The sequence below is a fragment of the Nitrospira marina genome (assembly GCF_059568365.1).
In genome coordinates this window covers 3,429,459-3,444,266 of record NZ_JCANTH010000001.1, presented here as the reverse complement: position 1 = coordinate 3,444,266, position 14,808 = coordinate 3,429,459, and the positions used below count along the sequence as shown (strand labels likewise).

The window sequence follows — 14,808 nt, the reverse complement described above, 5'->3', positions numbered from 1 at the left end:
GACATAGTTAGTCCGGTTGTCCGAAACCTAATACGACAACTCCGATCAGCATTAAGGCTGCACCAATCAACCGCTCCCCTACATACTTTTCCTTCAAAAATATACATCCCCACATGACGGCAAAGAGAATACTCGATCGCTTTACGGCGATGACGGAGGGAACCGGTCCCAGACTGAGAGCGGTATTGTGAACGAGGAGGCCTATGGTCTGAAACAGGCCGACGAGCAAAAGGATGCCGAGAGTGGCCGGGTGAGGAGCGGCAATTTTCTGTGCCGGCAGGAATCGTAGCAAGAACACAAACCCGATGGTCATCACGCTGGAAATGGAGAGGCTCCAAAAGAGAGGAGAGGAATTCTGCACGCCGATTTTGTCAAAATTCGATGTGAGGCTATATATGAACGCCACGGAAAGCATTCGCTTTGGACCCGGTTCCCGGAAGATCGCGAACAACGGCGCAAGAAGACCATGGTGTATCGATTGAATGTGAAGGACATACGCTCCCCCCACAATACAGAAGATGCCTAAAATATCCTGTGCCGTTGGGATATCCCCGACCAGGAAAGGTGAGGTGATCAATAAAAAAAGAGGAGTAAATGAAACGAAGGGAATGGCCAGGGACAGATCGGAGCTTTGTAAAGCTCTCATGAATTGGAACAGGGCCAGGATATTCAATGTTCCTCCAATGAACAGTGCCCACCCATACCTGGGGCCCAGCATAGGGACTGAATCCGTGAACAGTACAATGCTCAGAAGTATGGGAAGGGGAGTTGCACCAGCGGCTAAAGCGACCAGTTGAGGGGAGACGGATCGCAATCCCTGCTTACTCAGTAGGTCTTTTAGGGATTCGCTGAGTGCCGCCAACAGAGCAAAATAGATCCAGCTCATGTAGGGATCCCCAATTCAGAGGATTTCGAGGTGAAATAATTGATCACAAATATGGTTTGAATGCACGTTGCTAGGAACGCGTGCCCAGGATCTTACAATGAATACCTGGATGTCACCAGTGGTTCCATCTGATGTTCCCGGATAGATGCGGAAACGAATAGAAAAGGGGCCGGAGTCAGGGAGCTGACGGCGAAGACTTAGGAAGCCAGAGGGTTAGGACAGTGCTGAAAGACTTCCTGAAGAGCCGCATACAGTTGACCGGATGTGGCAGACGTGGAGCTCTGGAGTGGTTGTGAGGGAAGAGAACAGGTGGCTCCACGTGACAGCAGATAGTGGGTCAGATTCCGTTGGCCGGAAAGAGCGGCAGAATGGAGGGGTGTGATGCCAATGGCATTGGTGGCATCGATCGGCGCGCCGGAATCCAGAAGTAGGCGAGTCATGTCGGCATCTCCGGTTTGTGCGGCGATGTGCAGCGCAGTCCAGCCTTCCTTAAATGAGGATTGGACCGTTGCGCCGCGAGCTAACAGAAAAGACGCCATCCTGTGGTGATGCTCTTGCACGGCAATGTGGAGTGGCGTGATGTTTCCTTTAAAGCCATCTACGGGCGCACCGTGCTGGAGGAGGAGATCGGCGATATCCACATGTCCTCCCTTCGCGGCGAAATGGAGAGGCGTCCATTCGGACTGATAAATCGCCTCAGGGTCTGCTCCTTTTTGTAACAGAAGACGAGTAATCGTAAATTGCCCTGATCTTGCGGCGAAATGGAGAGGCGTCGCTCCTTGTGGGGTGCGCTGATTGACACCGGATCCTTGAACGACCAGCTTCTGAACCAAAGGCAAATTGCGATTTTGGATGGCTTGAAAAAGATCAGGTTCTTGGGAGAAAGAAAAGGTGTTCCACTCTGACGCCAATGCATAGGACAGAAGAATGCCAATACATACCGCCACATATTTGACTATGGTGAGTTTACGTGATTGCGGCATGAGAGAACTGTTTCTTTGGTTGAAAGATGAATGCAAACGGCATCAGGAGTGAGCCCAATGACTATTTAAGATGTAGCGAACGTCAAAGCGGCGGCCTACACCATTCCCCATTGGAAGGGGAGTGTTCCTCGCGCTCTTTTTTGGTGTGTTTGGGGATTGCCTGGGAATCTATGCTGCAAAAATTACAAATGACTTTTGGACATCATGAAAGAACCGAGTAAGTCAGGCCCGGTATTCACGAATGGCTGTGGGTACGGACAAACAAACAACCCTGTAAGTTCTTGACGAAGGCAACAAGGAAGAATTTACGGAAGTGGGGAAGAGAGGAGCTATGGAGTCTGGGGATACGGCAGGTGGGATATGAGCGCGGAAATTATGAGGCTGCGCTTGTTAAAGCTGGGTTCTTTGTCGGCTGCTCTGAGTCATCTTGGTCTGATTCCAGCTGAAGACACGTGAGTTGGTCAGCTTGGAGTATCAGACCATTCAAAACCTTGTGCCAATGTGTTGCCGTATCTAAGGATTTTTCAAAGAGAATGCCCCCTTCTTTGGTTTCCATATTGAGGAAATTGACAACATGGAACGGTTCGTCTTCATCGTGAATCCACACCATGAGGTCGATTCGCTGGTTGTCTTTTTGGGAAGAGGAGGTCTGCCAACTTTTGGCCAGTTTTTCCGCGTTTGGGTGCATGAGTTCTTGAAATGAGATAAGTGATTTTGGGGCAGTTCGTAACGTTTCTTTAAGGACTTCTCCATTTTTTACTAGGAACGACCCGACCAGGTTTGAAATATGAAGCAATCGTGGTGGGACCGTCGGAGTCTGTAACAGGCAGATTTTGAGATTTTGTTCATTGACAGCAATACCTCCATGCCCATCGCTACTCATGAACATTTGTGACGGAACGAAACTTGTGCCCTGAATCTGGGGTTCTTCTTTTTTGTTTTTCGTTTTAGGACTCAGGCTTAATGTGAGCATTATGGCCCCGAGTGCAAGATATACCATCAACATTATGAATATCAGGACAAAATCCATCGATGATTCCTTATGACTGTGAAAGTTCTTACAGTATTGTTAACAGATCGAAATGGAGTCTGACTCGTGAGTATTGTGCAAGTTTACTTGTCACCTTAAGCCGGAGGTGGCTTTCGCCGGTTAGAATAAGGCAGAACATGCAGCAATCCCCTGATACTCAAGGCTCTCCTTTTCGCGTACCATGTGATGAGAAAGTTTTGTTACCGAAACCAAAAAGACAGAGGGGATGTCCAAAATGATGGTCCTGCCATTATTTCGAACCGGCTTTCAATTTATTATTTCGGCAGAATCGGAATTTGGCTTTATGGGTGTATGAAGAAATATGTTTTGGATGAAGATCAGGCTCTTTCTGTTAAGAGATTTAGATGACAATAGGGACGCTGAAACACCAAAACTTCAAGATTAACTAAGGAAGATGGCAGGGGCGTGGAATATGCGAACGAGCGGAAATAGGGTGCTGTTCCTTGGGGCATAATCTTTAGGATTCGTTGAAGTTCCTCAGGTCATTTGCTAAGCTGACTTTTCTTTTTTTTCCAATCAACAGAGACGCGTGGCAGGAGAACACATGGCAAAATTGGGAAAGGCGCTGATCAGCGTATCCGATAAAACCGGTCTAGAGAAAATGGCCAAGGGGTTGGCGGCACTCGATGCGGATATTTTGTCCACAGGTGGAACCGCCAAGATGCTTCGGGACGCCGGGGTTGCCGTGACCGAGGTGGCAGATTACACCGGGTTTCCTGAAATCTTGAACGGGCGGGTGAAAACGTTACATCCCAAGATCCATGGTGGGTTATTAGGGCGGCGTTCAGTGGATGCGCATGTGCGACAAATGCAAGAGCAGGGAATTGAGCCCATCGATGTTGTGGTCGTCAATCTCTACCCATTTGAAGCGACTATTGCGAAGCCTGGCTGTACGTTTGAAGAAGCCATTGAAAACATTGATATCGGGGGACCATCCATGCTCCGGTCGGCGGCCAAGAACCATGAGGATGTCCTGGTGGTAGTCGATCCTCAGGATTATGAGCGGGTCTTGGAGGCCTTGCAGTCGGGAACGGTCTCTTTAGGCTTGCGACGCGAATTAGCCAAAAAAGTCTTTGACCATACCGCCAGGTATGACAGCCTGATCGCCAATTATCTCACCTCTAAGTTAGCCGATACCTCGGAGCAAAAATTCCCCTCGTTGTTGTGTCTATCGTATGAAAAGGTCGAAGATCTACGGTATGGAGAAAATCCGCATCAGGCCGGTGCGGTATACCGGGACCGGCAGACCAAAGAAGCCTCGCTTTGTCAGGCCAAGCAACTTCATGGCAAAGCCATGTCCTATAATAATTACTTAGATGCGAATGCGGCATTGGAACTGGTAAAGGAGTTTGATGAAACGGCGGTCGTCATCGTCAAACACAATAATCCCTGCGGGGTCGCCATCGGGGATATGCCGGTGGAGGCCTATGTGCGGGCGCGAGAAACGGATCCGGTCTCGGCCTTTGGCGGGGTCATTGCCTGTAATCGAAACGTCGATCTGGCCATGGCGAAAGAAATCACCTCCACGTTTGTGGAGGTATTGATTGCGCCGGCATTTTCGGAAGAGGCCATGGCTGAACTTCAACGGAAAAAAGATTTGAGGCTATTAGCGGTGGGTGCCTTGGAAAGTGCTCAACGGGATGGGTTGGACATGAAAAAAATTGTGGGCGGGATTTTAGTGCAGGACCGGGATCTTGGGTCGTTGCGTGAGATGGGTGAATTATCCATGCCGAGTCAACGGCAGCCGACCGACCACGAGTATCAAGCCTGCGATTTTGCCTGGAAAGTGTGCAAGCACGTCAAGTCCAATGCCATTGTCTTTGCCACGCAGACCCAAACCGTCGGCATTGGCGCCGGCCAAATGAGCAGGGTTGATTCGGTGAAATTGGCTCAAATGAAAGCGAATCTTCCCATCAAAGGGTGCGTGATGGCTTCCGATGCCTTTTTCCCATTTCGTGATGGCATTGATGCCGCCGCAGGCGCAGGGATTACTGCCGTAATTCAGCCAGGAGGGTCTATTCGGGATAAGGAGATCATCCAAGCCGTTGATGAGCATAAGATGGCCATGATTATGACGGGCATGCGCCACTTCCGTCATTAACAAGTCCAACCTCGACATTTTTCACTATCTTCCATAGTTCATGTGTTCTGACTTGGCAGGTGTTTTATTCTGTTGTTTCGTCTCTTTTCGGCTTTCTGGATTCGTGAAGAAATTGTGCTGGATGAGATTATCCGGGCTTAGCCGAGGTGAAAGTAAGCAGGCCGGGGCAATGTTTTTGCCCTCCATGGGCTGGAGGGATGACGGGAGGCACAAATTTTTCCGGTGAACATATTAATCATAGGCAACGGTGGCCGCGAGCATGCCCTCGCATGGAAGCTTGCGCAATCCCCACGTGTGGGGAAACTCTTTTGTGCCCCGGGCAATGCGGGGATTGCCCAGATAGCCGAATGTGTGCCACTTCAGGCCGATGACATTGAAGGTCTCAAGGATTTTGCACAATCCAAAGAGATCAATCTGACGGTGGTCGGACCGGAGCTGCCGCTCTCCCTCGGCATTGCCGACGAATTCCGAAAATCGCACTTACGGATTTTTGGCCCCACTCGCAATGCGGCTCTTATTGAATCCAGCAAATCGTTTGCCAATGAACTCATGGTGCGGGAAAAAATTCCCACCCCTTCTTCCCGTGCATTTGACCAACTGGAGCCGGCTTTAACCTGGCTCGAATCCTGCCCGCTCCCGATCGTCGTCAAAGCCGATGGCCTGGCGCAAGGGAAGGGGGTCATCATCTGCCCAACCAGGGCGGACGCCCGTGAGGCGGTTCGCAGCATGCTGGAGGAACAACGATTTGGAGTAGCCGGCGCCCGGGTCGTGCTGGAAGAATTTCTTGAGGGAGAAGAACTCACCGTTATGGCCTTTGCCGATGGCCGAACGGTCATCCCTATGATCCCCGCCCAGGATCATAAACGAATCGGTGAAGGGGACACGGGTCTGAATACTGGAGGGATGGGAGCCTATGCGCCGGCTCCATTGGGAACGCCTGAACTCCTTCAGCGTATTCTTGAGGAAGTCTTGTCTCCGGCGGTCACGGGGTTGTCCCGGGTGGGGAGTCCTTTTTATGGCGTGTTATACGCGGGGATTATGGTGAAGGATGGCAAACCCTATGTGTTGGAATTTAACGCGCGCTTTGGCGATCCCGAAACCCAGGTGGTCTTGCCACTCTTAAAAACAGATTTATTGGATGTGCTTGAAGCCGTGGTCGAACATCGTTTGGACCAACTGCATGTGGAGTGGCACAATCAGGCCGCGGTGTGCGTGGTGTTGACCTCCGGTGGATATCCCGGGTCCTACCAAACGGGATTGCCGATCACCGGCCTCCCGGAAAAAGAGTCGAAGTCGGTCATAGTGTTTCACGCCGGAACCTCCTATGCCAATGAAAAGATTGTCACGAATGGCGGGAGGGTCCTAGGGGTAACCGGAATTGATTCGACCCTGGCCGGTGCCAGAGATCATGCTCATCAGGCACTCGCCCCGATTCATTTTGATGGCCGGTATTTCCGTTCAGATATCGGGCACCGCGTGCTGCAGGTTCCATCCTGACTTGAAGGGCCCCCTACCGTGGCCACCGTTCTCCAACTCAATTCCCTTCGATTACCTCAACTGATTCATCAGGTTGCGCAATGTCTGCAGGATGGCGGAGTACTGGCTGTCCCGACCGACAGCTTTTACGCGCTGTCGGTCAGTCCCTTCAATGAAATGGCATTAAAGCGGCTGATGGATATCAAAGGCGAACGCAGCCACAAACCCTTTCCGGTGTTAGTGGGTGACCCATCCCAACTGAATCAACTGACGGAAGATATCCCCGATGTCGCTCGAACACTCATGGAAGAATTCTGGCCAGGGTTGCTCACGCTGGTTTTCCAGGCTCGTTCAACTCTTTCGCCTATCCTGACCGGCGGGCAGGGGACCGTTGGCATCCGGCAGCCGAATGATCCACGAGTTTGCGAACTTATGACCCACATCGGTCCGCTCACCGGCACCAGCGCCAATCGAAGCGGGCAGCCGCCGGCGCAATCCGCGGGAAATGTGATCGAACAATTAGGGGCAGTGGTTGATGTGATTGTCGATGGTGGCCCAACGCCGGGTGGCCAACCCTCCACGGTGCTACAAATTCTGCCAAAGCCCTGTATCATTCGTCAGGGTGCTATTTCTCGGGATCGACTCCAACTGATTCTGTCCGCTAGGTCTATCCAACTTTCCTAATTAAAACCAAAGTAAGCCTAATCCTCCTCTGTTCTTTCTAGGAGGATCATTTCCTAACCCAAGCAATACTTTGGGTACGGACCTGTCCATTTTCAGCCGTTGACATAATTCGTGGAGTTGGGCAAAGATTCGGCTGGACAAGGCCAGCGTTTCAAAAATGGTTCTGGCCGACTGATTGACGATATGAATTGGGAATTCATCTTCGGATTTTCCAGGAAAAATACGCTGGCGGGTGAACTCATTGAATTGGTGTTTCCAATTCTCGTGTCCACGTGATGTTCTGTGTTGCCGGGTTTCGCCCCGGCAGGCGAGGACCTTTTGTTTCGGCAAAAGGCCCCAAAACCATTTCCACCCAGCTCGGCCAGATTTAATCGTGCTGACGCAGGCAACGGAGTGGCGGCCCAACTCGCCAGGCTCAGACAAGGTCCGCCCTGTGATTTGAGCGTCAGCCCGGTTGGCCGATCTGCAGGTGGGTGGGATTACGCGATTGGGGCAGGAGGCAGGTGGTCATGCAAGAAGACAAGGGCTGGCTCGTGGAGGAAAGATAAGTAAGCTCGAAAAAATGATTGCATGATTTCAAGGTCAAATCTCAGATCCCAAATGTCATCAATTGGTGAGGCAGAAGCGTTGGAGCCGGCGAGTGGTTTCATCATCCCGCCCGATTCGAAAATACAGGAGAGATTGTGATGCAAATGGCAATTGGCAGGCAGATTATGTTCGCTTGAGGTTCTTTGCCACGAAACCAAGCGTCGCAACCTAATATTGCCTTTGAGAGAGGCGTGTCAAAACAGCGCGCCTCTCAATTTTCCGTGAGACCGCGATCCTGATGTCGGAGAATCCGTTGACCATGTGCAAAGACGCCGTCATTGATCTATACGAGCGACATGCGCCGAACTATGATCGCGACCGCGGTCGATCCCTTCAGGAACGCATGTGGCTGGATCGGTTTCTGGTCCACGTGCATTCCGGAGGCACAGTCCTCGACCTGGGTTGTGGGATGGGTGAGCCGATCGCACGATATCTCATCGGTCGCGGGTTTCGCGTCACTGGGATGGATACCTCGGCGTCTATGATCGCGCTTTGCTGCGCGCGCTTTCCCGACTCCGAGTGGGTTGTGGCAGACATGCGTCAGGTCGAGATCGGCCGACGGTTCGATGGCATTCTGGCGTGGGACAGCTTCTTCCATTTGGACATGGATGATCAACGGAAGATGTTTCAACGCTTCGCCGAACATGCTCAGCGTGGAACACCGCTCATGTTCACAAGCGGTCCTGCTGAAGGGGAGGCGATCGGCACCTACCGCGAGGAACCACTGTACCACGCGAGTCTCGGACCTGCGGAGTACGAGCAGCTGCTCGCGACCAACGGGTTCGTCGTGAGAGCGTACATGGCAGAAGATCCAGCATGCGGCAAGCACACCGTCTGGCTCGCAACCTATGATGTCGCACCCGCGGTCTAACAAACCTGTGAAGCTGACCTGGCCCTCGTTCCCCTTGTCCAGGTGCTCCTCATGTTGCTCGGAGACGGGTAGCTTACACTTCACACATGCAACCCCTCGCAGGTGGCGGACGGAGTGCTGAAGAGGTTGAAGAAGACGTGGCTGCTCAACGGGGGATTAGGGGTAATTGATGATCTGGCGGCTGAACAGAGTTTGCGCCTAGGACTGTTTGTCCGCCGTCTGCAGCAGCCGAACGTGCGGCTCGAATCGACGGGCCTCCTGCCCACCATTCAGCCGCAGACTCTGTTGAGCTATCACCGGATTTGACACCGCCAATGAAGATTGTTGAATTTGCTTTTATCGTATATCCAGCCACGGATCTGGCGCGGTCCCGTGCCTTTTATGAGGGCGTTCTCGGGCTCACCAGCGCGACTTCCATGGATCTGGTCGAGGACGGATTCTGGGTCGAGTACGAGATCGGTCCTCACACACTCGCCATCGGCAATGAACCATTCCTGAAGCCATCGGGGGACGGTCCTCAGCTAGTGCTGGAAGTGGATGACTTCGACAAGACGATAGAACATCTCAGACATCACAACGTGCAGTTCGCCCTTGAGCCTTTCGACCTTCCTCACTGCAGGGCAGCGATTGTCCTGGATCCCGACGGGAACAAACTCGGCATTCATAAACGAAACCCCTAACCAACGCGCTACAGCATGGGGACGATTCCATTTCTCCTTGCGAAATTTATCTTTTCCTCAATGGACTGTGGTTTTTTCTAGTCGCTTGGGAGAGCCGGGTTTCGTCCGTCAGCAGAGGCCTTCTTGCATTATGCGTCTCCTTCCGCGCCACCCTTGGTCGATATAAAGATCTAAAGCTATTTCCACCCAGGTCGGCCCCATACAATGGTCCCTCTTTGCGCAATTCACTTTATTCCTCAAGGCCTGTAAGGGCGTTGAATTACTTGCAGGGTATTTCTACAGTTTACGTGCTGGCGGTATGATTGCTGATTTGAGGACTACCCTTTTTTGAGATGACGAGGAAAACCACAATGCTGAGTCGGCTTCTTTAATCTATCCTTTTGGCATTGATAAGCATAGTGTTCCCAAGACAGGTAAAATTTTGTTTCAGCACCGCAGAGAAGAATTGGTAAGGGAAACATGCTTTAAAGGATTTCTAGGAAACAGAAGCGACCGATTGCAAAACCTCTGGCTGAGTTTGCGCCGCTAGTAAATGGCAGGCATAATCCGAAGAATGCTGCCTACACGCGAGAGAAAAACTCACGATCAATCGGAGAATATTTTCAGTAGGATTCACATGCTAGAGATGTGATTATTCGTGGAAGTGAAATTCCGTAATTAGGTATCTGACCTCTGAATTGGGTTCTTTGTGGTCCACTCAAAAGAATTCTTTGGAATTCCAAATCCCGCGTTCTGAATATTGAACTCAACGAGAGAAGGGGCCGGTACCCATGCATGAGTTAACACCTGTTCATCCGCACCAGCCTTGTTATATTGCCAAAGGCTACGAGCTTTCCCGGTTTTCCGCGTTGTTGACTTCATCCATGGTGTTACTAATTAACTCGTTGCTGGCGACCGGTGTGGTATTGCCGTCGACGGTTGCCGCACAGGCTGCTCCCGGCGAACTTGATAGCAAAGCTCTCTACGATTCCTCAGCCGGTCCGGTCTTTACCCTGCCGCCGTGGTCTGATGGGTCTGGTTGGGATGCCGCAGAATACTATTCGACCATTCAGTTGGGTGACATCAACGGTGATGGACATGACGAACTTCTCGGGCGTGGCTATGAAGGCATGACCGTCCACGAGTGGGACACCACCCTGGGACTCTGGAACGAAATATCCGGCAGCGGACCATTCACCAACAAGCAGGGATGGGAACACCCGCAGTACTATACGACCATTCAGACTGCCGACATCGACGGTGATGGCGCGGCTGAGCTGCTTGGTCGGAGTGATACCGGTCTGCAGACCTTCAAATGGGAGGGGACGAATTGGAAACTGCTCAAAGCAGAAGATCCATTCTGGGCTGATAAAAATGGTTGGGACGCCGCTGAATACTACTCAACCATCCAAACCGCCGATATTGATGGTGACGGCGCCAACGAACTCCTGGCTCGCGGCGTCAATGGCATGGATACTTACAAATGGACCGGCAGCGAGTGGAAGAAGCTCAAAGGCGGTAGCCCTTCCTGGTCGGATGCTGCCGGTTGGAACAAGGTCCAGTACTACTCAACGATCCAAACTGCTGATATCGATGGTGACGGCGCAGATGAGCTGCTGGTGCGCGCCGCGGGTGGCATGGACACCTACAAGTGGACCGGCAGTGAATGGAAGAGCCTCAAAGCCGGTAACCCGCCCTGGTTGGATGCCTATGACTGGGATGACTCCGAGGCCTACAGAACCATCCAGACCGGCGATCTGGACGGCGATGGCAAAGCCGAGCTTATTGCGCGCTCGGTAGATTGGCTGGAAGTCTATACCTGGACCGATGGCGAGTGGAAGACCTTTTTTAATTTCCTCGCGCATACGTACTGGCCCACCTACCAGGGGTGGAATAAACCCGGGTACTACCTGACTATCCAGTCGGCCGACATTGACGGAGAAAAAGGCGATGAACTTCTGATTCGGAATGCCTCTGGCATGTTGGCTTACAAGTGGAACCCAACGTCGAAGTTACTGGATCGCATTGTGTCCGACAACCCCAAGCTGGCCGACGATTACTGGGCCGATGGTGACAATTATCTGACCATCCAGACCGGGGATGTCGACGGCGATGGCGCTGACGACCTAATTGCCCGCGGAGTCTACGGCATACGCACTTGGTCCTACAATAAAGAGACCACAGCTTGGGATTATCCGGCCAAGTATGGGTTGAAAGTTTTCACCGGCGATGAGACTATAGCCTACGACTATATCAACAGCTATCTGACCCTTGCTGCCGGCTTGACCATTCGCGGACAGTATACGACTGACACTACTACGTTGAAGAATTACCAGACGTGCCTCAACCACGGCGGTGATAACTGGACCGACTGGACATCACTGCCAACCGAGACCTGTGGCGTACCCGGCGGGAATACCTCGATCACACCACCAACCGGTCTGACTCTGACTACCTGGAACCGCGTTGCCGAACAGATCTGGGATGAACTCGGTCAAAGTACGTTTGTTTCTGCCTACTACTCCGATCTAATGGCACTCAAAAATGGGATTTTTGGCGATAAGAAGGGCATGCTAAAGAGCACGGCACAGAGCCTCCTTGGCGACTTGGGAGAGAAGGATGTTGATGCCGCCTTGAAGGATCTCTTCCTTACGCCCTTTGCCCTCTCGTCGCTCGGCGGTGATGTCCCGGCGGCCATCGGCGGGTTACTTGGGGCGTTTATCGGGGCGGGTCTGGACGCATCCGGCGATGACAGTTTCCAGGGGAAATGGAGCGACGCCGTGAGCCATCTCGATGAAATTTGGGAGAAAAGTAAAGATGCGATTAACTCCGGCCACACCTTTGTCGCCGGTGATGCTGAATTCTTGCTGTACGTGGCCGAACAGAAAGTTTCCGGTGCCTGGGATCCGGGAAATGATTGGGTAAAGAGATCGACGATCAGTGAAGGCCGAAAACAGACCGCCCGCTGGATCTATCAGACGCTCTCGCCATCGGTCTGGACGCTCGATGCCTACTTCGACCTTATCTGCGAGCGGCCCTACGAAAACATCGACTCTTACTTTAGTGATTCCAACGTTTATGGCTGCTGGCGGCGAATCGTTGGGGCCGAGGATATCCAACTGCACAACATCCTGGACCCGGTCTCCTCTTCCTGTACGCCAACTAAGGAAAATTCCATATACTGGGAATATGGCGACGATAATGGTGGCGGTTGTAGCATCGGCGAAAATAAAGCTAATTTCTTCCTGAACCGCGACGGCTGGAAGTTCACGGTTTCCCCTCACAGATAACGCTTATTTTTTCACTGAACCGTGACGGCTGGAAGTTCCCAGTTTTTTCATTTATGAGACCATTCTCAGAAGACACCAGTACCGTGGGTACCGGGGAAGAATACACTGCATCTAGGGGGCGGCTACTCCGCCCTCCCCCTGCCAAAAGGTATGGTGAACGGCAATTCAATTTCCAGATGTGACGATCATCTTGCGGGCTTCTTGGAGCGAGAGCAAAGGCGTTTCGAGAGCCTGTTTGGCTCGAGAGGAGTCCATGGTGAGATCCATGGGGCGGATGAGTCCTGATTCCTCGATGGTTCCCTTTTGAATATTCGATGTCTGCGCGATCCCAAAGTGCTGGAGCAATCCCATCCCCAAGTCCCACCGGTTCAGGCTTTCAGGGCCTCCAAGATGTACCAGTCCTGGCACATCTTTGGTGGCGACTTCCAGTAACACTTCGGCAAGATTTTCCACCCAGATGGGACAGCGACGTTCATCAATGAACAAGCGATACGGTTTGCCGTTTTTTGTGGCCTCGATTAAGCGTGTCGTCTGGCGGTCCGGCGTGCGGAGATCATAGAGCAACGAGGTGCGGACGATGGTGGCCTTAGGATTCAGGGAGCGGATGAGTTCCTCCGCCTGGGCTTTGGCCTTACCGTAGGGGTTGATGGGGTTCGTGGGGCTCTCTTCGGTATAGGGCGCTGAGGTCCCATCAAAGACTTGATCAGTCGAAAGGTGAATGAAGCGAATGTTTCGTTCTATTGATTGCATCGCGAGGAGTCCTGCTGCAGGGAGGATCGCTTCAATTCCTTTTCCCTGCTCCGAGCAGGCGGTGTGAATCATGACGTCTGGTTGCACCCGATCCATGAGAACACGAACTTCCTCCGGGCTTTGGAGATCACACACATGAAAGGTTACGCCGGGAAGGGATGTGGAGGGCGTAACGTGCAGCGTTCCGGCTGCGACAAATTGATTGGCCCGACGTAGGAGGTGATTTCCTAAAAAGCCCGCTCCGCCGGTGACGAGGAGACGTGTTTTCATCGCCCGCATTGTAGACCAATGCCAAAAGGAAAATCTTGTGCGAAGACAGACGGTTCCTTAGAATACCGACAGTGTCAATATTTTCGGAAGGAATCGGCTCATGCAGAAGATTGATTTGCGCAGTGATACCGTGACGAAACCGACACCCGCTATGCGGGAGGCGATGGCTCAGGCCGAGGTGGGCGATGATGTGTATGGAGAAGATCCGACCGTGAATCGATTGGAAGCCATGGCCGCTGAAATGTTAGGCAAGGAGGCCGCGGTCTTTGTTCCATCCGGGGTGATGGGCAATCAATTGGCTCTCCGCTTGCACACGCGGCCCGGTGATGAGGTGATTGTGGATAGTACCTCCCATCTCATTCGCTATGAAGGAGGATCGGCGTCTTCCCTCTCCGGTGTCCAATTGGTTTGCGTGCCGGGTGATCGCGGTCGCCTTTCACCGGAATCGGTTGAAGCCGCTATTCGGCCAAAGGGACTTCATAACCCTCCAACCACGTTGGTGTGTCTGGAGCAGACGCATAATGTGGGTGGAGGATCGGTTTATTCCTTGGAGCTAATCCATCAAATTGCAGAGGTGGCCCGCACCCATGGACTGGCCCTGCATTTGGATGGTGCCCGGTTGTTCAATGCCGTGGTCGCAACCGGTGTGGCGGCTGCTGACTATGCTCGTCCCTTTGATACGGTGTCCTTTTGTTTGTCGAAAGGTTTGGGGGCTCCCGTCGGGTCGATGGTGGTGTCGGATGCGGCACGTGTTCAAACATTGCGCCGTCTTCGCAAAGTGTTTGGCGGGGGGATGCGGCAGGTGGGCATTCTGGCCGCTGCCGGTGTGTATGCACTTGAGCATCATATTGTCCGATTGGCTGAGGATCATGTGAATGCACATTATTTGGCGACACTCTTAGAGGACATCCCGGGTGTGGTCGTCGATGTCAAGGCAGTGGAGACCAATATGGTGATGTTTCAGGTCCCCCATTCTTCTAAAACGACCGACAAGTTATTAGCTGACTGCCGGAAGGCCGGAGTCCTGTTGAATGCCATGGGGGATCGGGCATTTCGGGTAGTGACGCATTTGGATGTCAATCATGAAGATATGGTTGCTGCCGGGCGGGTGTTCAGGCAGGTTTTTTCAGCCGCGGTGTGAATGTCCCCCTTGAGTTCGTTGACAGGGTCTGGGACAGTTCCTACAATTTCTATTGATT

General features: G+C 52.4%; 11 protein-coding genes. 7 read left to right on the top strand and 4 right to left on the bottom strand.

Annotated features, from left to right (window positions below):
• Positions 1–7 precede the first annotated feature (7 nt).
• From LX98_RS14700 to LX98_RS14690, 3 genes are all read right to left on the bottom strand, one after another.
• Entirely contained in the window at positions 8–886 is an 879-nt protein-coding gene (locus LX98_RS14700; protein WP_496429616.1) for an EamA family transporter, read from the bottom strand.
• Positions 887–1,083: 197 nt separating this feature from the next.
• On the bottom strand, positions 1,084–1,869 hold the full coding sequence (locus tag LX98_RS14695; RefSeq protein ID WP_496429615.1) for an ankyrin repeat domain-containing protein: 786 nt from the start codon (positions 1,867–1,869) through the stop codon (positions 1,084–1,086).
• Positions 1,870–2,242: 373 nt separating this feature from the next.
• Positions 2,243–2,899 carry a hypothetical protein gene (locus tag LX98_RS14690; protein WP_496429614.1) on the bottom strand — a complete coding sequence of 219 codons (657 nt, stop codon included), beginning with the start codon at positions 2,897–2,899 and terminating at the stop codon, positions 2,243–2,245.
• A gap of 565 nt (positions 2,900–3,464) precedes the next feature.
• On the opposite strand from LX98_RS14690, the gene purH reads away from it, so the two are divergent.
• From purH to LX98_RS14660, 6 genes are all read left to right on the top strand, one after another.
• The gene (purH, locus tag LX98_RS14685; protein ID WP_496429613.1) at positions 3,465–5,021 is read left to right on the top strand and encodes a bifunctional phosphoribosylaminoimidazolecarboxamide formyltransferase/IMP cyclohydrolase; all 1,557 of its coding nucleotides are present in this window, start codon (positions 3,465–3,467) and stop codon (positions 5,019–5,021) included.
• Positions 5,022–5,243: 222 nt separating this feature from the next.
• Positions 5,244–6,518 (top strand): phosphoribosylamine--glycine ligase, encoded by a 1,275-nt coding sequence (purD, locus tag LX98_RS14680; RefSeq protein ID WP_496429612.1) that lies wholly within the window; start codon positions 5,244–5,246, stop codon positions 6,516–6,518.
• Between the two features lie 18 nt (positions 6,519–6,536).
• Positions 6,537–7,181, top strand: a complete 645-nt coding sequence (locus tag LX98_RS14675) for an L-threonylcarbamoyladenylate synthase (RefSeq protein WP_496429611.1) — start codon at positions 6,537–6,539, stop codon at positions 7,179–7,181.
• Positions 7,182–8,007: 826 nt separating this feature from the next.
• The gene (locus tag LX98_RS14670; RefSeq protein WP_496429610.1) at positions 8,008–8,640 is read left to right on the top strand and encodes a methyltransferase domain-containing protein; all 633 of its coding nucleotides are present in this window, start codon (positions 8,008–8,010) and stop codon (positions 8,638–8,640) included.
• A 314-nt stretch (positions 8,641–8,954) separates the two neighbouring features.
• A complete protein-coding gene (locus tag LX98_RS14665; RefSeq protein WP_496429609.1) occupies positions 8,955–9,320 on the top strand; it encodes a VOC family protein in 366 nt (121 codons plus the stop codon).
• Positions 9,321–10,090: 770 nt separating this feature from the next.
• On the top strand, positions 10,091–12,589 hold the full coding sequence (locus tag LX98_RS14660) for an FG-GAP repeat domain-containing protein (RefSeq protein WP_496429608.1): 2,499 nt from the start codon (positions 10,091–10,093) through the stop codon (positions 12,587–12,589).
• A gap of 165 nt (positions 12,590–12,754) precedes the next feature.
• On the opposite strand, the gene LX98_RS14655 is transcribed toward LX98_RS14660, so the two are convergent.
• Positions 12,755–13,609 carry a sugar nucleotide-binding protein gene (locus tag LX98_RS14655; protein ID WP_496429607.1) on the bottom strand — a complete coding sequence of 285 codons (855 nt, stop codon included), beginning with the start codon at positions 13,607–13,609 and terminating at the stop codon, positions 12,755–12,757.
• Positions 13,610–13,709: 100 nt separating this feature from the next.
• Between LX98_RS14655 and ltaE the strand changes: the two genes are divergently transcribed.
• On the top strand, positions 13,710–14,750 hold the full coding sequence (gene ltaE, locus LX98_RS14650) for a low-specificity L-threonine aldolase (protein ID WP_496429606.1): 1,041 nt from the start codon (positions 13,710–13,712) through the stop codon (positions 14,748–14,750).
• Positions 14,751–14,808: the final 58 nt, after the last annotated feature.